Source organism: Aeromonas sp. 30P, from assembly GCF_051919805.1.
In the GTDB taxonomy this organism is placed as follows: Bacteria; Pseudomonadota; Gammaproteobacteria; order Enterobacterales; family Aeromonadaceae; genus Aeromonas; species Aeromonas veronii.
On record NZ_JBQBEA010000001.1, the window covers coordinates 4,707,501 to 4,726,091 of the forward strand.

The window sequence follows — 18,591 nt, forward strand, 5'->3', positions numbered from 1 at the left end:
CCTGAAGCGGACCCCGGCCAATGTCGCCGAGTCGATCGCCAATCAGGAGACTTGCACCTTATATGTAGGCAACCTGCCCTATCGCGCCAATGAGATCGCAGTGCGCGAGTTGTTTGCCGAACAGGGCCAGGTCATTTCCGTGCGGTTGATGAAGGACAAGGCAACCGGCAAGCGCAGAGGTTTCGGTTTCGTGGAGATGCCCGCCGCCGATGCCGCCAAGGCGATTGCCGCTTTGAATGACAAAGAGTATCAGCAGCGCACCCTCAAGGTGCGTGAAGCGAATGACAAACGTGATAAAGAGGAAAGAGAAGGTAGCGAAACTGACGCCTAACCGCTCGTCAGTACTTCACCTCTTCCAGTGATGACAGCCCCCATGCTTGCAAGGGGGCTGTCAGTTTTTGAGCCTCCCCATCCAGCCGGGTACAGTAAGCCCTGGCAATTACCTCTTCTATATGTACAGGCTGCACGATGGCATGCCCGCAATTGTTCAGCAACCAGGCCACCCGTTTGGCAACGGCACTGCCCGAGTCAATAAGCTGACATTGCGGCATCAGTTGCCCAATCTCTTCATTGAGTAGCGGGAAGTGAGTGCAACCAAGCACCAGCGTATCCGGCTTTTCTTCCCCCTCCAGCCAATCGGCCAATACCTCGTGCAGTAGTGCCATATTGACCGGTAGGCCCGCCAGCTTGTGTTCGGCTTCTATGACCAGCTCGGTGGTGCCCTTGAGCAGCACCTGCTTGCCGGGAGCAAACTGGGCGATCAGTTCATGGGTATAGTCGCGGCTGACGGTGCCCGGCGTAGCAAGCAGACCGATACAACCGTTGCGAGTCTGCGCAGCAGCGGGCTTGATGGCTGGCACCACCCCCACCACGGGAATATCCAGTGCCTCACGCAGGGCTGGCAGCGCTATGGTGCTGGCCGTGTTGCAGGCAATCACCACCAGATCGATATGATGACGGGCCACCATGGTGGTCACCAAGCGGGTGCAGGCAGCAATCAGGGCGGGCTCGCTCAATTCACCATAGGGGAAGTGGGCGTTGTCGAAGCAGTAGAAATAGTTGTGAGCCGGCAGAACGCGGCGGATCTCGCGGTAGATGGTCAAGCCACCCATACCGGAGTCGAACACGAGAATATTGGCCACTTGAGCTCCCCTTTGGTGCAAGGCGGCGATCATACTCCCGCCTGCAGCCAATAGAAAAGGCCCTGCCAATGGCAGGGCCCCTGATTTTTCCGCTTGGCCGGGTCCGGCTTAGAGTGAGTAATCCATTGTCACGTAGTAAGCGCGCTCATCGGCAGGGTAACCCACCGCCGTCTGATACTCCTTACCCAGCAGGTTGTTGATCTTGCCCGATACCTTGAGTGCCGGCGTCACCTTGTAGCCAACGGCCAGATTCCAGAGGCTGTAACCACCCAGTTCGGTGGTATTGGCCACATTGCCATAGCGCTCCCCCTGATAGATCCAGCTCAACGAGCCGTCAAACTGCTGCCACTGCGCCTGCGTAATCCACTTGGCCCCTTTGCGGGAGATCAGCTGCAACTGTTTATCGGTCACCTTGTCTTTGGGATCCTTGTACTCGGCAGAGACCCGATGACTCAACCAGCCGGTATCAAACTCCCCTTCCAGCTCGACCCCTTCAATGCGAGCCTTACCAACGTTTTGTGGTGATGACCCACCATTACCATTAGGGGCCCACTGGATCATCTGCTCGAAATCATTGCGATAACCGGTCATACGCCACTCGACACCCGCAGTTTGACCGTCAAGCATCAGCTCGCTGCTCTTCGACTCTTCCGGCTTCAGGTTGGGATTGCCAGAACCTGGATAGTAGAGATCGTTAAAGGTCGGGGCGCGGAAACCGGTACCGTAACGGGCACTCAGGCGGTAATCCTCCGCAAAGCGCCAGCCAGCGCCGGTCTGCCAGGTATTGTGGCGGCCATACTGTTCGTTGTCATCGCTACGGCCGCTCAGCTCGGCCTGCCAGGTATGGTTGTCGAACTGGGCAAGGGCATAGAGGCCGGTGTTGTCGCGCTCTTTGGCATCGGCTGGGTAAGTCACACCAGAAGAGAGGGAGCGATCATCCAGTCGATCACTCTGCCAATCGGCCCCGCCTCCCAGCGTCCAGCTCTCGTTCAATTTCAAGCTGTTGACCCAGTTCAGGCTGTACTGGCGGGTGTAGGTCCGGTTATTGGCCTGATCGCGGCCACTGTTGTCCTGATAGTCGTACGCATCCTGTTTGGAGAAGGCGCCACGCAACTCACTCAGATAGCGATCATCGTGATAGCGCGACCCCAGCTGATAGCTCTGGTTTTCAGTCCAGGTCTCGTTGCGCTGATGAGTGGCAGGCCCCCAGGCGGAAGCCGCAGAAGAGCGGTCGTACTGGGCGACATTGCGGAACCAGCGGGTTGTACCGAACAGATCCCAATTGCTGCCGAGCGCCTGCTGGTAGTCCAGCATGGCGTTGTAGCCCTGATGCCCGTGACGGTCACCATCGTTGATGCCGGGCAAGGGGTGTACGTTGTAACCCTCTTCATCATCAAAACCGCCAGCCACCTTGAGCTGACCCGCCTCACCTACCTGGCTGGCACTACTGAAAGCGGCCTGACGCTGTTGATGGGAACCAGCACCGATATTGAACTTGTGCTGATTTGTCCCCTTGTCGGGACGGGTAATGATGTTGATCACCCCGCCGATGGCGTCGGAGCCGTAGATGGTGGCGCGCGGGCCGCGGATATACTCGATCCGCTCGACCTGATTGAGTGGCAGATTGTTCAGTTCGGTCATCCCGGCGGTCAGGGAGGCACTGCGCACCCCATCCACCAGCACCAGCGTCTGGGAAGAGGTGCCACCACGCACCCGCAGCGAGCTGAGCTGGCCGCGGCCACCATTGCTGACCACTTCCACACCGGGCAGGGTCTTGACCACATCGGTCACGGTCTGGGCTTGCAGGCGATCGATCTCGTCCCGGGTCACCACATTGACCGGGGCAAGCACGCTGGAGGCAGGTTGGGCGACGCGGGTAGCGGTCACCACCATGGTGGGATTGACGGGAATGGTCAGCTGCTGGGCAAACGCCGCCGTCGGCAACAGGGCAGCCGCCAGAAATTTCTTCGACATGAGAGATCCTTAAGTTCGCGTAAGTATCTACTTCGTGGCCGGTTTCTCTCGGCCCGAAATACGAACTCTGGCAGGTCTTCGGGCTCGGGGGCTGATAGCCTACGGCGACGGCTTCCCGCCTGATGGCAGTGCCCTGATGTCGCTTCGTTCCCCCTTACCGCTGCGCGCCAGCTCCGGATTCTCACCGGATTCCCTATTAAGCATGATGCGCCAAAGCGGGAGGATTATAGGCAGAGCCAAGCTGGATGTATAGCCATCCAGATTTCTATTTCTTGCCAGCCAGCGCCGCCAGCCGCTGCTGAGCCCCCTCCATCACCGCCTGTACCCCGGGGTGGGAGAGATGGCGCCCTGCCGAGACCAGATAATAAGAGAGGGTAACGTCGGTGAGGGTCGCAATTCGCTCCACCCCGTAGAGGCGACCAATTTCGTCAGCCATCGCCAGCGGCGCCGGGAAGATCCCCATCCCCGCCTTGCCGAACGACTTCATCAGAGTGGAGTCATCAAACTGCCCCACCAGATGGGGATGAATGCCCTGCTGGCGATACCAGGCCAGCAGCCGATCGTGGGTAGCCGATTTCTCTCCGGGAATAAGCAACGGCAACCCCTCCAGCGAGGCGGGAAAGCCATCCCGCGCCCGCGCCGCCAGCTCCGGGCTGGCAAACAACGCCAGCGGGCTGCGCCCCAGCTCGTGGTTGTAGCCGCGCACGCCACTGTCGGGGGGAAGCGGGCGATCGATCAGCACCATATCCAGCTTGTGGCGGGCCAGTTCACTGAACAGCTGCTCGGCCCGCTCCTCGTGACACACCAGCCGCAGCGGCGTTGCCAGCGCCATGGCGGGGGCCAGCAGCTCGAACGCCAGAGTACGGGGTACCGAATCGGCGATCCCCACCTGCATTGTCAGCTCTTGACTGGCGTGGCGCAGGGTGTGCTCCAGCTCGGCGCCGAGCGAGAAAATCGCCCCCGCCTGCTCCTGCGCCTGCCGTCCGGCGGCGGTCAGCACCAGACGCCGCCCCACCCGGTTGAACAGCGCCACCCCGAGGGACTGCTCCAGCTCTGCAACCTGACCGCTGATGGTCTGCGGCGTGAGATGCAGCTGTTCGGCGGCCTGCGTCACGCTGCCGCTGCGTGCCACATGCCAGAAGTAGTAGAGCTGTTTGTAGTTGAGCATGCCGTCCCCAATCAGTTTTTACCGAACAACCATCAGCGAGAATCTGATTTTATCGAAACATTGCGGGCTCTAGCATGCAACCATTATCTGAACTGCCCTGCGAACCATCATGCTGGACGTTGTTGTACTCTTCTTTCTGTTTGGTCTGCTGGCCGGTCTGGTGCGCTCCGAGCTCAAACTGCCTCCTGCCCTCTACGACACCCTCTCCCTCTTTCTGCTGCTGGCCATCGGCCTCAAGGGCGGCGTCGGTCTGGCCCAACAATCCCTGCAACCTCTGCTGCCACAACTGGCGCTGGTGATCCTGCTCGGCGTGGTGCAGACCCTGCTCGGCTTTGCCGTGCTACGCCTCAAGATGAACCGGGTCGATGCCGCCGCCACCGCCGCCCACTACGGTTCGGTCAGCGTCGCCACCTTTGCGGTCGGGGTGAACTGGCTCACCGAGCGGGGCATCAGCTTTGAATCCCAGCTCTCCATCTTCCTGGCGGTGATGGAGATCCCCGCCATTCTGGTGGGCATAGTGCTGGCCCGGGGCATCAGCCGCGAGACCCGCTGGCGCATGCTGGCCCACGAGACCTTCCTCGGCAAAGGGGTGACCCTGCTGCTGGGCGGCATGGCCATCGGCTATCTGGCCGGGCCGGATGGAATTGCTCCGCTCAAACCGCTGTTTGTCGACCTGTTCAAAGGTGCGCTGGCGCTGTTCCTGCTGGAGATGGGCCTCATTGTCGCCCGTCAGTGTCAGGATCTGCGCCGCCACGGCCTGTTCCTGCTCGGCTTCGCCCTGTTGATGCCGCTCGCTTCAGCGGGACTGGGGCTGGCAGCTGGCCAGCTGATGGGGCTATCTCTCGGCGGCCTGACCCTGCTGGCTACCCTGGCGGCCAGCGCCTCCTATATTGCCGTGCCGGCCACCATGCGTATCGCCGTGCCTCAGGCCAACCCGGGGCTATCCCTCAGCGCAGTGCTGGGGGTCACCTTCCCGTTCAACATCATGCTGGGGATCCCGCTCTACCACAGCTGGGCCCGCCACTTCACGGAGTAGCCACATGCAGACCGAGACCCGCACCCTGCTGACCGTCATCACGGAAGCCAATCTGGAGCCGACCCTGCTGCGCACCCTCACCCGTGAGGGGCTGCGCGGCTACACCATCACAGATGCCCGCGGTCGGGGCGATCATGGTGAGCGCAACGCCAGCTGGAGCGAGAGCGGCAACATCCGGCTGGAGGCGATCTGCAGCCGGGAGCAGGCGGAGCGGCTGCTGGCCCACCTGCAGAGTCGCTACTACCCCGATTACGCCATGATCGCCTTTCTGCAGCCGGTCGAAATCGTGCGACCTGAAAAATTCTGAGCCGGCTTGCCGGCTCTTTTTGTTCACCGAAAGCAAACGTTTAACATCAAGGATTCAGAGAAAATGAACACCCCTCCCCTGATCGGCCTGGTAATGGGCTCCGACTCCGACTGGCCAGTGCTGCAGGCTGCCGCCCGCATCCTCAAGGAGCACGGCGTGCCCTACGAGGCGCAGGTAGTCTCGGCCCATCGCACCCCGGATCTGCTGTTCGAGTATGCCGCCACAGCCCGCGAGCGCGGCTTGCGCGCCATCATCGCCGGGGCCGGTGGCGCCGCCCATCTGCCGGGCATGGTCGCCGCCAAGACCACTCTTCCGGTGCTGGGGGTGCCTATCCCATCACGCCATCTCAAGGGGATGGACTCCCTGCTCTCCATCGTGCAGATGCCCAAGGGGGTGCCGGTCGCCACCTTCGCCATCGGCGAAGCGGGGGCTGCCAACGCCGCCCTGTTTGCGGTCTCTCTGCTCTCCGTTGCACAAGACGGCGACGCCCCCCGCTACCGGCAGCAGCTCGACGACTTCCGCACCCACGAGCGCGACCGGGTGCTTGCCCTCACGCTGGAGGAGCCGACATGATCCTGCCCCCCGCCACCCTCGGCATGCTGGGGGGCGGTCAGCTTGGCCGCTACTTTGTGATGGCCGCCCACCGCCTCGGCTACAAGGTGGTGGTGCTGGATCCCGACCCGGCCAGCATCGCCGGTGCCGCCGCCGATCACCATATTGTCGCCCCCTATGACGACACTGGGGCACTGGTCGAGTTGGCCAGCCGCTGCGAAGCCATTACCTGCGAGTTCGAGAACGTGCCCGCCGCCACCCTCGCGCTGCTCGAAAAACAAAAGCCGGTGCGCCCGGCCGCCAGCGCTGTGCGGGTCTGTCAGGATCGCCGCGAGGAGAAAGCCTTTCTGCGCGGTGCTGACATCCCGGTAGCCCTCTCTCTGGCGCTATTGCCGGAAGCGCCCATCCCCGCACATGCCAGCGAACTCTTGCCTGCCATTCTCAAAACGGCCCGCGAAGGGTACGACGGCAAGGGGCAGTGGCAAGTGAGCGATCTGGATGAGCTGGCGAGCGCGCTGGCAGCCAGTGCTGTGCCCTGCGTGCTGGAACAACGGCTGGCGCTGGAGGGGGAGTTTGCCCTGACCCTGGCCCGCAGCCCGAGCTGCGCCATCAGCGCCCTGCCGCTGGTGCAGAACTGGCACAGCGGTGGCATTCTCGATCAGACCCGCTCCCCGGCCAATGTGCCGGTGCTGGAGAGCGAAGCCAAAGCAATAGCCGAGCGGCTGATCGCAGCCCTCGATTACGTCGGGGTGCTGACGGTGGAGTTCTTTCTGGTGGAAGGCCGCCTGCTGGTCAACGAGCTGGCGCCCCGCCCCCACAACTCGGGTCACCCCAGCCTCGACAACGCCGCATGCAGCCAGTTCGAGTTGCAGGTGCGGGCCCTGTGCGATCTGCCGCTGCCGGAGCAGATCGCCGTACGCCCCGCCCTGTTAATCAACCTGCTGGGGGATCTCTGGCAAAACGGCACGCCCGACTGGGCTACCCTGCTGACGCTGCCCGGCCTGCATCTGCACCTCTATGGCAAGGGCGAACCCCGCCCCGGCCGCAAGATGGGCCATATCACGGTAACCGGTGACGACTGGTCAACGGTGGAGGAAAGCTGCCGCAAGGCCCGCCAGCTGCTGGGGCTAGCGCCGCGCTGATCGACCATCGGAAATGCAAAGACCCGGGCATGGCCCGGGTCTCTGTTTTTGCTTGCTATGGCAGGGAGGCTTATCAGGCCCGCTCCACCGCTACCGGTGCCGGCAGGCGGATGGTGAGGGAGAGCACCAGCGCCACCACCAGCAACACCAGGATCAGGTGGAAGGTCGCCATAAAGCCACCAAACAGGGAAGCCACGATGGAGCCGATGATGCTGCCCAGACCAAAGCCCAGATAGATGACGCCGTAGTTCTTGGTCAGGTTGTTGAGACCGAAGAAGTCGCTCACCAGCGAGGGGTAGACGGTGATGGTGCCACCGAAGCTGAAGGCCACACAGGCAACCGCCACAAAGAACAGGTTGGCGTTGAGCGGCACGAACAGCAGCAGCGCCATGCCCGCCAGGGTAATCAGCTGGGCGATGGTGATGACCCGGATACGGGACATTTTGTCAGAGAGGATACCCAGCACCAGACGGCCACCCAGGTTGGCCATGGCGATGATGGCGACGGCATTGGCGGCGACCACGGCAGGCAGACCCACCATCTTCTCGCCGATATCCTTGGCCACGCCGATGACGTAGAGGCCGCTCATGCAGGCGGTGAGGAACATCAGCGCCAGCATCCAGTACTGCGGCTTGCGCATCGCCTCGGCCAGGGTGAAGTCACGGCTCTCGCTCTGCTGCACGGAGGCGGCCTGCTTGGGCGCATCCTTCATCAGCATGCCGCCCACCAGCACCATGGACATCGCAATCAAGCCCCACAGCTGGAAGGTGGTCTCAAGGCCGGAGCTGGAGAGCAGCAGCAGGTTGATGTATTTGAAACCGAGACTGCCGAGACCATAGGCCCCGATGGAGCAGGCGGAGATGAGCCCCTTGCGCTCCGGGAACCATTTCACGCAGTTGGAGAGGGTCATCAGGTAGCCGGTACCGTCGGCAAAACCAACCAGAATGCCCGCGCAGAGGTAGAGCATCGCCAGATTGCTGGCGTGAGCGGTGAGGAAGAAGCCGATGCCGAGCAGCACGCCAGCACCCAGGGTCACGTTACGCACCCCGAACCGCTCCTGCAGCTTGCCCGCCATGGAGGAGGCAACTGCCAGCGACAGGCTGAGCAGGCCGAAAGCGAAAGCGACCTGACTCACCGGCTCGTCCAGCTTGTCGGAGAGCTGGGCGTTGAACAGGCTCCAGGTGTAGACGGAACCCAGTGCGAACTGGGTGATGATGGTACCGATCAGTGTCAGGTACCGGGTGCGATTCAGATCGATGGTCATGATGCGTCTCGGTCGATGGCCTTAAGGAAATTGAGGCCACTATAGGCAAGATGCAGCTCGTGCCGATCGATTAAGGCATGAAATGCAGATCGGCGGGAATGAATGACAATCAGAGCCGCATCAGCTGACGGAACGCCTTGATGTTGCTGCGACTGACCGGCACCTCGAACGGCAGATCATGGAGCCGGATGAGGTAGGTGCTGTTAAACCAGGGGACAATTTCGCGGATCTTGTTGATGTTGACGCAGTAGGAGCGGTGGCAGCGGAAGAACCCCTCGGCAGGCAGGCGGCTGACAAACTCGCTGATGGTCATGGTCATCACGTAGCGATCATCGCGGGTGTAGACATAAGTGAGCTTCTCGTCGGCTTCCGCGTAGTAGATCTGCTCGCAGGGGGTGACGATGATGCGCTCCCCCTTCACCAGATTGACGGTGCGACTCTGCGCTGCCCCCGGCTCGCTCCCCTGCCCCGCCTGCGCCTTGCCCGCCTGCTCCAGCTTTTGCAGCAGATTGATGATGCGCGGCTCGTTGTAGGGCTTGAGGATGTAGTCGAACGCCTCCAGCTCGAACGCCTCCACCGCAAACTCCTTGTAGGCAGTGACGAAGACGATGTGGGGCGGATGGCTCGACTTGTGCAAGTTCTTGGCCAGCAGCAGGCCGTCGATGGAGGGGATCTGGATATCCAAAAACACCACGTCCACCTCGTGATCTTGCAGGTATTTGAACGCCTCCAGCCCATCCTCAAAGCTCGCCACGATCTCGATCTGGCTGTGCTGGTTCACCAGATAGATCAGCTCTTCGCGAGCCAGATACTCGTCTTCCACTATGATCGCTTTCAGCATGACAACACCTCTCGCGGCACACACTTATCCTCAACCATGATGGCACTCAGCATGGCATCGACTCCTGATCCGGCAGATAGAAACTCACCTCGGTACCCGGCTCCAGCCGCTTGAGGTGCAGGCCGTCGCCATAGAGCAGCTTGACCCGCTGATGCACGTTCATCAGGCCGATGCTGCGACTCTCCACCCGACCGGCGGCCACCCCGTCGATCACCGCCTGACTGATGCCGTAACCTGTGTCTCGTACCGATACCCGGATGCCGCCCGCCAGCTGCTTCACCTCGATGGTGACCCGACCCGGCGCGCTGCGGGGCTGGATGCCGTGCAGGATGGCGTTTTCCACCAGCGGCTGCAACAGCAGGCTCGGCACCTGAATGTGCACATCGTCCACCTCGAACACCACCTCCAGCTTGTCGCCAAAGCGGGCCTGCTCGATGGCAACGTAGTCGCGCACCTGCTGCAGCTCCTCCTGAATGTCGATGAGTTCATCCCCCTTGTTGAGGTTGTAGCGCAGGTAATCCGCCAGATTGGCGATCAGCTGGCGCGCCTGCTGGGGGCGAATGCGGATCAAGGATGAGATGGCGTTGAGGGCATTGAACAGGAAGTGTGGGTTGATCTTGCTCTGCAGGGCGGTGAACTCCGCCTTGCGGGTCATCTCCTTGAGTTGCTCGATGCGCGACACCTCCATCTGGGTGGAGATGAGCTGGGAGAGGCCCACCGCCATCTCCCGCAGCGAGCTGGTGATGCTGTGGGTGCGGCGGTAGTAGATCTTGAGGGTGCCGCTCACCGAGCCGTTTTCCCGCAGCGGAATAATGATGACCGAGTGGAAATCGGAGAGGTGATACTGGCGCAGATCGTTGTTGATGATGATCTGGTCGAGCAGCACCGCCTGCTGGGTCATGCCGCTGATGGCGTGGTGCTCGTCCAGCTCGTAATAGTCCTTGCCCACCCCGACATAGGCCAGCACGTCATGGGTATCTGTGATGGCCACCGCATCGGCGCTGATATCCCGCCGGATCACATCGCACACCTGACTGAGGGAGTGGCGATCGATGTTCTGGAAGAAGGGCAGCGTCTTGTTGGCAATATCGAGCGCCAGCTTGGCCTGCTTGGCGGCAATCAGCTCCTTCTCGTCATCCAGATCCTGCACCAGCTTGATGATGAGGCCGATGCAGAGCGCCCCGGCGATCATCGGATAGGCGATATGGTTGACGATCTCCACCCCGACTTCGTGGGGCTCGGTCAGCAGCCAGATCAGCAGCATGGTCAGCCCTTCACAGAGCATTCCCGCCAAAATGCCGTAGAGCCAGAGCCGCGACTTGCGGCAGCGCAGGTGCAGCCAGGTGGCGAGCAGACCGGCAATGATGCTGGCGATAAGGCAAGGGATGGAGGTGTGACCATCCATATCGATGAGGTAGCGGTGCAGGCCGGAGATGACCCCGGCCGGAATGCCGACCCAGGGGCCAAACAGAATGCCGCCGGAGATAATGGCAATGATCCGCACGTTGATCAGCGCCCCCTCCACCGGAATGCCGGTGTAGGTACTGAACACAGCAAACAGGCCGAAGATGGAGGCCACCAGCACCAGCTCCGCCGGGGTGTGATCCCGCTTCTGGAACAGCCGCTGGAACGGCCGGGTGCGGGTCAGGAAGAAGAGGGTCATCAGCATCAGCGCTGCCCGCTCGAACACCGCCAACAACATCATCTGATTCTCAAGCATCTGCGCCCCCTTGCGGCAACCCGACCGATCACCCTAATCCTGACCAATAAATCGGGGCCGGATAAACCAGCCCCTGTGACATCAACAGTACTGACCGGCCACCCAGCCGGAGGACCAGGCCCACTGGAAGTTGTAGCCACCGAGCCAGCCGGTCACATCCACCACTTCGCCGATGAAGTAGAGGCCCGGTACCTTGCGCGCTTCCATGGTCTTGGAGGAGAGCTCGTTGGTATCGACGCCACCCAGGGTCACTTCGGCGGTGCGATACCCCTCGGTGCCGTTGGGCAGGATCTGCCAGTCACCCAGCAGGTTGGCCACCGCTTCCAGTTCCCGCTCGTTGTACTGGCGCATCGGCTTGCTGACCAGCTGACCCAGCTCCACCAGCTTGTCGACGAAGCGCTTGGGCAGCTCGCGCCCCAGCACGGTTTTCAGCTCCTGCGCCGGGTGCGCCTGCGCCCATTCACGCAGGGCAGCCGGAATATCCAGCTCCGGCAGCAGGTTGATGTGGATCTTCTCGCCAGCGTGCCAGTAGGAGGAGATCTGCAGGATAACGGGACCGGAGAGGCCGCGGTGGGTGAACAGCATCGCCTCCTTGAAGCGGGTGCCATCCTCGGCGGTCACCGCCACCGGCAGGCTGATGCCCGCGAGATCGGCGAACGCCTCTTTCTCGGCCTGATGGAGGGTAAAGGGCACCAGCCCTGCGCGGGTCGGCAGCACCTTGAGGCCGAACTGCTCCGCCAGTTTGAAGCCATAAGGGGTCGCACCCAGCTTGGGCATGGAGAGACCGCCGGTCGCCACCACCAGCGAGTGGCAGCCGATCTCACCCTTGCTGGTGGTCAACACAAACCCTTCGTCCTGCTTGCTGACGGTGAGGATCTCGGTCTGGAACTGCAGGGTCACCCCGGCCCAGTCGCACTCGGTGAGCAGCACATCGACGATCTCCTTGGCGCTCTCGAGGCAGAACAGCTGCCCCAGGGTGCGCTCGTGATAGTTGACCCCGTGGCGATCCACCAGATCGATAAAGTCCTGCTGGGTGTAGCGAGCCAGCGCCGACTTGCTGAAGTGGGGATTCTCCGACAGGTAGGCGTGAGCGCCCGCCTGATGGTTGGTGAAGTTGCAGCGACCGCCGCCACTGATGAGGATCTTTCGGCCCGGCTTCTTGGCGTTGTCGAGCACCAGCACGGAGCGGCCACGGTAGCCCGCCTGCGCCGCACACATCAATCCGGCCGCACCGGCCCCGATCACCACCACATCGACCTGCTTCATCATCACTCACTTATCAAAATAGAAACGGCACCTGGCCAGAACCGTGATTGCCTCTGGCGGAACAGAACCATAGTGGCTGCCAACCAGAATAAACAACGGCCCTTAAAAGGGCCGTTATTGTACTGGCTGAACACTAAGTGTCCACGACTATCAGGCGTTGCTGTCCATGATGCTGGCCGGGGCACCCTTGGCCAGTTCGGCCAGCTCCTTGTCGATGAAGTAGAGGCCTTTGCCATCTTCACCCACCAGACCCAGACGGTCGACGATGCTCTTGAACAGCTTCTCCTCTTCATGCTGCTCGGCCACATACCACTGCAGGAAGTTGAAGGTGGAGTAGTCCTGAGTGGTGAAGGCTACGTGGGCCAGACCATTGATGCACTTGGTGATGTGGTACTCGTGCTCCAGGGTGGTACGGAACACGTCGCCCAGCGACTTGAACTCGTGGGGAGGGGCATCGATGGCACCCAGTTTTGGCATGGCGCCGGTCTCGCTCACATAGGTGAACAGACGCTCCATGTGCTGGCGCTCCTCGACCGCGTGCTGACGCAGGAAGGTCGCCGCCCCTTCAAAGCCCTTGTCTTCGCACCAGGCGCTCATCTGCAGATAGAGATTGGAGGAGTAGAACTCCAGGTTAATCTGCTCGTTCAACTTCTCGATCATGGCTTGGGCCAGCATCTTGTTTCTCCTCAGTGATTTGGTATCGATTGTCGCCACACTCCCGCCGCGAATCAACCCGCCAACGAGAGGGAGATCCCGTTTCTTTCAGCTCAGGGGGTCAGCTCCCCAAGGGAGGCGACATCCACCGGCGCAGCATAATCGACGCCCGGCAGCTCGAAGCCGTTGAGTTGCATGAAGTCCTGCCGCAGCCCTGCAAAGTCCCCCAGCGCGTGGAAATTGTCCGGCGTCACCTTGGGCCAGAGCGCCGAGACGGCGGCCTGAATGGCCGGGTCGAGCTCGTGGTCATCCATCCGGATCAGCCGGTTACCATCGGCCACCACCCCATTGGCCCCGTACATCTTGGCGGCAAACAGTCGCAGCATCTGCTCGATGCAGCCTTCGTGCACACCGCGCTCCTTCATTACCCCCATCAGCAGGCCCAGATAAACCGGCAACACCGGAATATAGGCGCTCGCCTTGGTTACCAGCGCCTTGCAGACTGACACCCAGGCATGGCCACCAATCTCGGCCAGCTGCAGGTTGATGGTCTCGGCGGTGGCGTGCAGATGCTCCTTGGCATAACCGATGGTGCCATCCCGATAGAGGGGATAGGTGGATTCGGGGCCGATATAGGAGTAAGCGACGGTTTGGGCACCGGGGGCCAGACAATCGGCCTGCTGCAACGCCTGCATCCAGAGCTGCCAATCCTCGCCGCCCATCACAGTGACGGTATCACGGATCTCCTCCGGCGTGGCTGGCGCCAGCGACTGCTGCACCAGGGTATCGCGCTCCAGATCCAACCCCCAACCGCTGAATGGTTGGCCGGTGGTCTTGAGCACCGAGCGCACTTGCGTGCCGTCGGGCAGCACCCGGATGCCGCTCGCGAGCGAATAGATCACCAGATCCACCTGCCCCAGCTGCTGGCGGATGGTGTCGATGGCCTGCTGGCGCATGCCGTCGGAGAAGGCATCACCGATCAGGTTGATGGCGATACGCCCCTCCTGCTCCGCCTCCTTGCGAAACCAGATGTTGTTGTACCAGCCGGCGCTGCCCAATCCTTTGTCGGAAGGGCCACGTTCGAAGGAGATGCCGATGGTGTCGGCACCGGCACCAAAGGCGAGTGCAATGCGCGACGCAAGTCCAAAACCGGAGGAGGCACCCAGCACCAGCACCCGCTTGGGGCCGTTGAACGGGCCAGCAGCCTTGATCCGTTCGATCTGCTGCTGCACGGCGGCGCGACAGCCGATGGGGTGACAGTTGCGGGCAACACAACCTTGAATCTGGGGATGAATGATCATGAATGAATCTCCAATACATCAAGACGATATGAAGGATGACCGTTGCGGGCAAAGCCACACCACTGCTGAATCTGGGGATGAATGATCATGGGAAGGCCTCCAAAGAAACTGGCTACAGCATAACCAAATCGAAGGAGATTAACTTGATGCCGGATCGCTATCAGTCAGAAAAGCGGCAAGAAATGAGGCAGAAAAACAAAAGGGAGCACGTGGCTCCCCAAAGCGGTATTCAGATGCTTTTTGTTGTTTTGTGTTCATTGCGAAGCACGGGCCCATCCTATGCTTCTCCCCCCTGATCGGCAAGCCGAGGGGTGTGACCGGCGTCAAACTCTTGTTTAATTTATAGGCAAATAGTGGTTAATAACTGAGTGGCGGACCCTGTGTCGCACGTCATTAAACTCATTTAAATCCCAAAACTGTGCCTGAGGCACCATTTTAGTTTCAGCAGAGATTGGTATAGTGGGCTGAAGGATCGGTAAGGAGAACCCCCATGAGTGGAACAACCTATTACAAGCATATTCTGGCTGCGATCGACCTCTCTGAAGACAACCGCAAGGTGATCGACAAGGCGGTGGACAGAGCCCTCTCCAACGGCGCCAAGCTGTCGGTTATCCATGTCGATGTGGACCTCAAGGATCTCTACACCGAGATGATCGATATCGACATCGACAACGTGCAGGATCAGGTGATCGCCGAAGCGAAAGAGAAGCTGGAGGCATTTCTGGCCTCGGTGGACTATCCCATCGAGAAGAAGCTGGTGATCTGCGGCGATCTGAGCGAGCGGGTCAATCAGGCAGTCAAGGAGTACGAGATCGACCTGCTGGTGTGCGGCCATCGCCAGAGCTTCTGGAGCCTGCTCACCTCCAGCGCCCGTCAGCTGATGAATACGGTGCCCTGCGATCTGCTGGTCGTCCCCTTGCAGAAGTAATGAAACCGGCGTAGTTTGATTTGCTATGAATATGACCGCATTCAATCACAACTACTGGTGGTGCTGCTCCTAAACAGGCGGCACCGCGTTTCTATTGTAAATTTCCCAAAGAAAACACCGTGACCGCCGAGAGGCGGTCAACTGTTTTTATCCCTTTGTCGCCTCCCGGCTCACCCAACTGGAGAGAGTGACATGCACAACCCCGTTATCCTGACTGGTGATCGTCCCACCGGCAAACTGCACATCGGCCACTATGTCGGCTCCCTGCGCCAGCGCGTCGAAGCCCAGCACCACTACCGTCAATTCGTGATGATCGCCGACCTGCAGGCGCTGACCGACAACGGCCACAATCCGGCCAAGGTGACCGACAACGTGCTGGAGGTGATGGCTGACTATCTGGCGGTCGGTCTCGACCCGGCCAAGACCACCTTCTGCCTGCAGAGCGCCCTGCCTGCCCTCGCCGAGCTCACCTGTTACTACCTCAATCTGGTCAGCGTTGCCCGGCTGGAGCGCAATCCCACCGTCAAGGCGGAGATCCAGCAAAAAGGGTTCGAACGCACGCTGCCAGCCGGTTTTCTGGTCTATCCGGTGAGTCAGGCCGCCGACATCACCGCCTTTCGCGCCAGCCATGTGCCGGTCGGGGAAGATCAGCTGCCGATGCTGGAGCAGACCAACGAGATCGTCCGCCGCTTCAACTCTCTGGTAGGCAAAGAGGTGCTGACCGAATGCCAACCGATCCTGAGCGACACTGGCCGCCTGCCCGGCATCGACGGCAAGGCCAAGATGTCCAAGTCTCTCGGCAACACCATAGAGCTCGGCATGCCGACGGAAGAGGTCAAACAGGCGGTGTTCGCCATGTATACCGACCCCAACCACCTCAAGGTGAGCGATCCGGGTCAGGTGGAGGGAAATACGGTGTTCGCCTATCTCGATGCTTTCCACCCCGACAAGGCGCTGGTCGCCGACATGAAGGCCCACTACCGGCGCGGCGGACTGGGGGACATGCGCTGCAAGCAGGTGCTGAACGACTGCCTGCAGACCCTGCTCGCTCCGATGCGGGAGCGCCGGACCGCGGCCATCGCCGACAAGAAGATGCTGCTGGAACTGCTCTATCAGGGCACCGAGCAGGCTCGCATCATCACCGATGAGGTATTGGCGGAGGTGAAAAGCGCCATGGGGCTCGACTACTTCGCCAGCATCCGCTGAGCGGGAGTCCCGAGCGCATCGTCGCCGTAGAGGTCGAACACCAGCTGGTGCAGCATGCTCTTGAACCAGCCGATCGCCTCGTCGTGGGCGGTGAGCGGGTGCCCCGCCATCAGGTAGACGATGGGGATGGCGGGGTCGAGCTGGTGCATCCGCAGCGGGTAGTAGCGGCAGAAGTGGCGCCCGATCATCTCGGGCACCACCACCAGATAGCGACCGGTCGCCATCAGCGGCGGCACTGCCATAAAGCTCGGCAACCGCACGCCCAACTCCCGCTCCACCCCGAAGCGAGCCAGCCAAAGCTCCACCATCGCCTGACTGTGACCCCAGCTGGAGGTGTGGATGTGGGGACGGCTCACCAGATCGACCGGTGTCAGCACATCGGGCAATTCGCTGCCAAGGGGCGACAGGCAGACCAGCGGGTTGTTGAACCACTCCTCCCGCCACAAACGGGGTGAGAGATGATTCGCCCCGGCGAAACCGATCACCAGATCCAGCTCACCTTTTTCCAACTCCCGCTCGTAGTCGCTGTCCGCCAGCTCGCACACCTCAAGGCGACAGTGAGGGGCCTGCCGATGGAGTCTGTCCACCAGCACCGGCACCAGCCCGTGCTCCACCGAGCCCGGGGTGGCGATACGGAAAATCCGCCGTGCGGTAGCGGGATCAAACCCCTTGGCCTGCCGCAATCCCTGCTCCAGCATCGCCAGCGCCTGGCGCACCGGACCGGCCAGCGCCTTGGCTCGCTCGGTCGGCATCATCTCGCGCCGACTCATCACGAACAGCGGGTCATCCAGCGCCACCCGCAGCCGCCCCAAGGCGTGACTGACGGTGGATTGGGAGAGATGCAGCCGTTCGGCGGCACGGGTGACGTTGCGCTCCTGCATCAGCATGTCGAATACGGCGAGCAGGTTGAGGTCGAGACGGGCGAGCGAGCTATCCATCGATATTAGCCATAGTTAAATGCCAACAATTCATTTTTACCATAGTAACAGATTGCCTAGAATGCGCTGGCTTAATACATCGGAGATTCAAATGCGTAGCTATCTGTTATTGCTGGCCATTGGCCTGCTGTGGGGTTCCCAGTTCATTTTCATGCACCAGGCCGTTGCCGAGTTGCCCCCCATTCTGGTGGCTGCCGGTCGTGCCCTGTGCGGCAGCCTGACCCTGGGTCTGCTCTGCCTGTTCATGCGGCTCAAGAGTGAGCACACTCCGTGGCGCACCTATATGCTGATCGCCCTGCTGGATGCCACCATCCCCTTCATCATGGTCGCCTGGGGCCAACAGTATGTGGATAGCGCCATCGCCGCCGTGGTCATGGGTTGTATCCCGTTTGTGACTATTCTGGCTGCACCGCTGTTTATTTCTGGTGAAAGAATCACCAAAACCGGTCTGCTTTCCGTGATCATCGGCTTTGCCGGTGTACTCACCCTGTTCTGGCCGAAACTCTCCCAGGGCATGAACGCCGGTCTGCTCGGTGCCATGGCCATCCTGCTGGGTGCCAGCTGCTTCGCCATCGGCCTGCTGATGATCAAGCGCTTCGCCAAGGACCATCCGGTCGTGGTCGCCCGCAATATCCTGATCTCCTCGGCAATCCAGTTGCTGCTGGTCGCCCCCTTCATGGTTGACCTCAGCAGCCTGACCCTGCCGAGCACCCAGGCCCTGAGCGCGATCACCGTGCTGGGTACCCTCTGTACCGGTCTGGTCTACTTCCTCTACATGGCGCTGATCCAGAAGGCCGGCCCGACGTTCGCCTCCTTCAGCAACTATCTGGTGCCGCTGTTCGGCGTGATGCTGGGTGCCCTGTTCCTCGGCGAGCAGATCCACCCCACCACAGGTGTTGCTCTGGCACTGATCCTCGGCTCGGTCGCCATGAACCAGTGGGCGCAACAGCGTCGCATGCAGCGCGAGGTCTCCCTATGTCAGGCATCCTGACCACACTTTGCGGTGGTCTGGTTCTGATTGCCGGCTGGCAGTATCGCCAGCGGCTGGCCGGGATCCTGGGCCTGCTGATGGTACTGCTGCCCTGGTTCTTCGATAGCAAGCTGCAAGCCATGTTGAGCTATGCCCTGAATGCCTGAAGTCCATCTCTGAAT

General features: G+C 61.1%; 19 protein-coding genes and 1 riboswitch (1 of these 20 cut by a window edge). Of the genes, 9 read left to right on the plus strand and 10 right to left on the minus strand.

Annotation, left to right across the window (positions count from 1 at the left end; genetic code table 11):
* Positions 1 to 331, plus strand: the 3' portion of a protein-coding gene (locus ACTG2B_RS22420) for an RNA recognition motif domain-containing protein (protein WP_005339200.1). 161 nt of this gene lie to the left of the window's left edge; 331 of the gene's 492 nt are visible here — the last part of the coding sequence; the start codon falls outside the window, past its left edge; its stop codon occupies positions 329 to 331.
* 7 nt (positions 332 to 338) lie between these two features.
* Here ACTG2B_RS22420 and murI read toward each other — a convergent pair whose 3' ends face one another.
* The 3 genes from murI to ACTG2B_RS22435 all read right to left on the minus strand — a co-directional run bounded on the left by murI (position 339) and on the right by ACTG2B_RS22435 (position 4,284).
* On the minus strand, positions 339 to 1,142 hold the full coding sequence (murI, locus tag ACTG2B_RS22425; RefSeq protein ID WP_115545143.1) for a glutamate racemase: 804 nt from the start codon (positions 1,140 to 1,142) through the stop codon (positions 339 to 341).
* A 108-nt stretch (positions 1,143 to 1,250) separates the two neighbouring features.
* Positions 1,251 to 3,116, minus strand: a complete 1,866-nt coding sequence (locus tag ACTG2B_RS22430) for a TonB-dependent receptor domain-containing protein (protein ID WP_429202612.1) — start codon at positions 3,114 to 3,116, stop codon at positions 1,251 to 1,253.
* 52 nt (positions 3,117 to 3,168) lie between these two features.
* Positions 3,169 to 3,346: riboswitch (cobalamin riboswitch) on the minus strand.
* Positions 3,347 to 3,381: 35 nt separating this feature from the next.
* Positions 3,382 to 4,284, minus strand: coding sequence for a LysR family transcriptional regulator (locus ACTG2B_RS22435; RefSeq protein WP_064334979.1), 903 nt, complete (start codon positions 4,282 to 4,284; stop codon positions 3,382 to 3,384).
* Positions 4,285 to 4,393: 109 nt separating this feature from the next.
* On the opposite strand from ACTG2B_RS22435, the gene ACTG2B_RS22440 reads away from it, so the two are divergent.
* From ACTG2B_RS22440 to ACTG2B_RS22455, 4 genes are all read left to right on the plus strand, one after another.
* The gene (locus ACTG2B_RS22440; protein WP_005342109.1) at positions 4,394 to 5,320 is read left to right on the plus strand and encodes a sodium-dependent bicarbonate transport family permease; all 927 of its coding nucleotides are present in this window, start codon (positions 4,394 to 4,396) and stop codon (positions 5,318 to 5,320) included.
* Positions 5,321 to 5,324: 4 nt separating this feature from the next.
* On the plus strand, positions 5,325 to 5,627 hold the full coding sequence (locus ACTG2B_RS22445; RefSeq protein WP_005321666.1) for a P-II family nitrogen regulator: 303 nt from the start codon (positions 5,325 to 5,327) through the stop codon (positions 5,625 to 5,627).
* Positions 5,628 to 5,690: 63 nt separating this feature from the next.
* The gene (purE, locus tag ACTG2B_RS22450; protein WP_047439822.1) at positions 5,691 to 6,200 is read left to right on the plus strand and encodes a 5-(carboxyamino)imidazole ribonucleotide mutase; all 510 of its coding nucleotides are present in this window, start codon (positions 5,691 to 5,693) and stop codon (positions 6,198 to 6,200) included.
* Positions 6,197 to 7,321, plus strand: a complete 1,125-nt coding sequence (locus ACTG2B_RS22455; protein WP_439996869.1) for a 5-(carboxyamino)imidazole ribonucleotide synthase — start codon at positions 6,197 to 6,199, stop codon at positions 7,319 to 7,321. Before purE ends, ACTG2B_RS22455 begins: the two co-directional genes overlap by 4 nt.
* Before the next feature lie 73 nt (positions 7,322 to 7,394).
* On the opposite strand, the gene ACTG2B_RS22460 is transcribed toward ACTG2B_RS22455, so the two are convergent.
* From ACTG2B_RS22460 to fabV, 6 genes are all read right to left on the minus strand, one after another.
* Positions 7,395 to 8,585 (minus strand): L-lactate MFS transporter, encoded by a 1,191-nt coding sequence (locus ACTG2B_RS22460; protein WP_005339218.1) that lies wholly within the window; start codon positions 8,583 to 8,585, stop codon positions 7,395 to 7,397.
* A 109-nt stretch (positions 8,586 to 8,694) separates the two neighbouring features.
* Positions 8,695 to 9,426, minus strand: a complete 732-nt coding sequence (locus tag ACTG2B_RS22465) for a LytR/AlgR family response regulator transcription factor (RefSeq protein ID WP_236357985.1) — start codon at positions 9,424 to 9,426, stop codon at positions 8,695 to 8,697.
* Between the two features lie 46 nt (positions 9,427 to 9,472).
* The gene (locus ACTG2B_RS22470) at positions 9,473 to 11,146 is read right to left on the minus strand and encodes a sensor histidine kinase (protein ID WP_005339222.1); all 1,674 of its coding nucleotides are present in this window, start codon (positions 11,144 to 11,146) and stop codon (positions 9,473 to 9,475) included.
* Between the two features lie 81 nt (positions 11,147 to 11,227).
* A complete protein-coding gene (locus ACTG2B_RS22475) occupies positions 11,228 to 12,412 on the minus strand; it encodes an NAD(P)/FAD-dependent oxidoreductase (RefSeq protein WP_005339223.1) in 1,185 nt (394 codons plus the stop codon).
* A 150-nt stretch (positions 12,413 to 12,562) separates the two neighbouring features.
* Complete coding sequence (ftnA, locus tag ACTG2B_RS22480; protein WP_005339225.1) at positions 12,563 to 13,087, minus strand: non-heme ferritin; 525 nt, start codon at positions 13,085 to 13,087, stop codon at positions 12,563 to 12,565.
* Positions 13,088 to 13,179: 92 nt separating this feature from the next.
* Positions 13,180 to 14,367: an enoyl-ACP reductase FabV gene (gene fabV, locus ACTG2B_RS22485; protein ID WP_201902769.1), complete on the minus strand. Its 1,188-nt coding sequence runs from the start codon at positions 14,365 to 14,367 to the stop codon at positions 13,180 to 13,182.
* A gap of 490 nt (positions 14,368 to 14,857) precedes the next feature.
* On the opposite strand from fabV, the gene ACTG2B_RS22490 reads away from it, so the two are divergent.
* Both ACTG2B_RS22490 and trpS read left to right on the plus strand, forming a co-directional pair.
* On the plus strand, positions 14,858 to 15,295 hold the full coding sequence (locus tag ACTG2B_RS22490; RefSeq protein ID WP_439996870.1) for a universal stress protein: 438 nt from the start codon (positions 14,858 to 14,860) through the stop codon (positions 15,293 to 15,295).
* A gap of 192 nt (positions 15,296 to 15,487) precedes the next feature.
* On the plus strand, positions 15,488 to 16,501 hold the full coding sequence (trpS, locus tag ACTG2B_RS22495) for a tryptophan--tRNA ligase (RefSeq protein WP_005355730.1): 1,014 nt from the start codon (positions 15,488 to 15,490) through the stop codon (positions 16,499 to 16,501).
* On the opposite strand, the gene ACTG2B_RS22500 is transcribed toward trpS, so the two are convergent.
* A complete protein-coding gene (locus tag ACTG2B_RS22500) occupies positions 16,480 to 17,439 on the minus strand; it encodes a LysR substrate-binding domain-containing protein (RefSeq protein WP_439996871.1) in 960 nt (319 codons plus the stop codon). The genes trpS and ACTG2B_RS22500 overlap by 22 nt on opposite strands.
* Before the next feature lie 91 nt (positions 17,440 to 17,530).
* Between ACTG2B_RS22500 and ACTG2B_RS22505 the strand changes: the two genes are divergently transcribed.
* Positions 17,531 to 18,430 carry a DMT family transporter gene (locus tag ACTG2B_RS22505; protein WP_005355734.1) on the plus strand — a complete coding sequence of 300 codons (900 nt, stop codon included), beginning with the start codon at positions 17,531 to 17,533 and terminating at the stop codon, positions 18,428 to 18,430.
* Entirely contained in the window at positions 18,415 to 18,576 is a 162-nt protein-coding gene (locus ACTG2B_RS22510) for a hypothetical protein (RefSeq protein ID WP_005339236.1), read from the plus strand. The genes ACTG2B_RS22505 and ACTG2B_RS22510 overlap by 16 nt, the downstream gene beginning before the upstream one ends.
* Positions 18,577 to 18,591: the final 15 nt, after the last annotated feature.

Coding starts and splice junctions, on each gene's coding strand:
- ACTG2B_RS22430 (WP_429202612.1), bottom strand. CDS start 3,116: ATGTCGAAGAAATTTCTGGCGGCTGCCCTGTTGCCGACGGCGGCGTTT.
- ACTG2B_RS22435 (WP_064334979.1), bottom strand. CDS start 4,284: ATGCTCAACTACAAACAGCTCTACTACTTCTGGCATGTGGCACGCAGC.
- ACTG2B_RS22440 (WP_005342109.1), top strand. CDS start 4,394: ATGCTGGACGTTGTTGTACTCTTCTTTCTGTTTGGTCTGCTGGCCGGT.
- ACTG2B_RS22445 (WP_005321666.1), top strand. CDS start 5,325: ATGCAGACCGAGACCCGCACCCTGCTGACCGTCATCACGGAAGCCAAT.
- purE (WP_047439822.1), top strand. CDS start 5,691: ATGAACACCCCTCCCCTGATCGGCCTGGTAATGGGCTCCGACTCCGAC.
- ACTG2B_RS22455 (WP_439996869.1), top strand. CDS start 6,197: ATGATCCTGCCCCCCGCCACCCTCGGCATGCTGGGGGGCGGTCAGCTT.
- ACTG2B_RS22460 (WP_005339218.1), bottom strand. CDS start 8,585: ATGACCATCGATCTGAATCGCACCCGGTACCTGACACTGATCGGTACC.
- ACTG2B_RS22465 (WP_236357985.1), bottom strand. CDS start 9,426: ATGCTGAAAGCGATCATAGTGGAAGACGAGTATCTGGCTCGCGAAGAG.
- ACTG2B_RS22470 (WP_005339222.1), bottom strand. CDS start 11,146: ATGCTTGAGAATCAGATGATGTTGTTGGCGGTGTTCGAGCGGGCAGCG.
- ACTG2B_RS22475 (WP_005339223.1), bottom strand. CDS start 12,412: ATGAAGCAGGTCGATGTGGTGGTGATCGGGGCCGGTGCGGCCGGATTG.
- ftnA (WP_005339225.1), bottom strand. CDS start 13,087: ATGCTGGCCCAAGCCATGATCGAGAAGTTGAACGAGCAGATTAACCTG.
- fabV (WP_201902769.1), bottom strand. CDS start 14,367: ATGATCATTCATCCCCAGATTCAAGGTTGTGTTGCCCGCAACTGTCAC.
- ACTG2B_RS22490 (WP_439996870.1), top strand. CDS start 14,858: ATGAGTGGAACAACCTATTACAAGCATATTCTGGCTGCGATCGACCTC.
- trpS (WP_005355730.1), top strand. CDS start 15,488: ATGCACAACCCCGTTATCCTGACTGGTGATCGTCCCACCGGCAAACTG.
- ACTG2B_RS22500 (WP_439996871.1), bottom strand. CDS start 17,439: ATGGATAGCTCGCTCGCCCGTCTCGACCTCAACCTGCTCGCCGTATTC.
- ACTG2B_RS22505 (WP_005355734.1), top strand. CDS start 17,531: ATGCGTAGCTATCTGTTATTGCTGGCCATTGGCCTGCTGTGGGGTTCC.
- ACTG2B_RS22510 (WP_005339236.1), top strand. CDS start 18,415: ATGTCAGGCATCCTGACCACACTTTGCGGTGGTCTGGTTCTGATTGCC.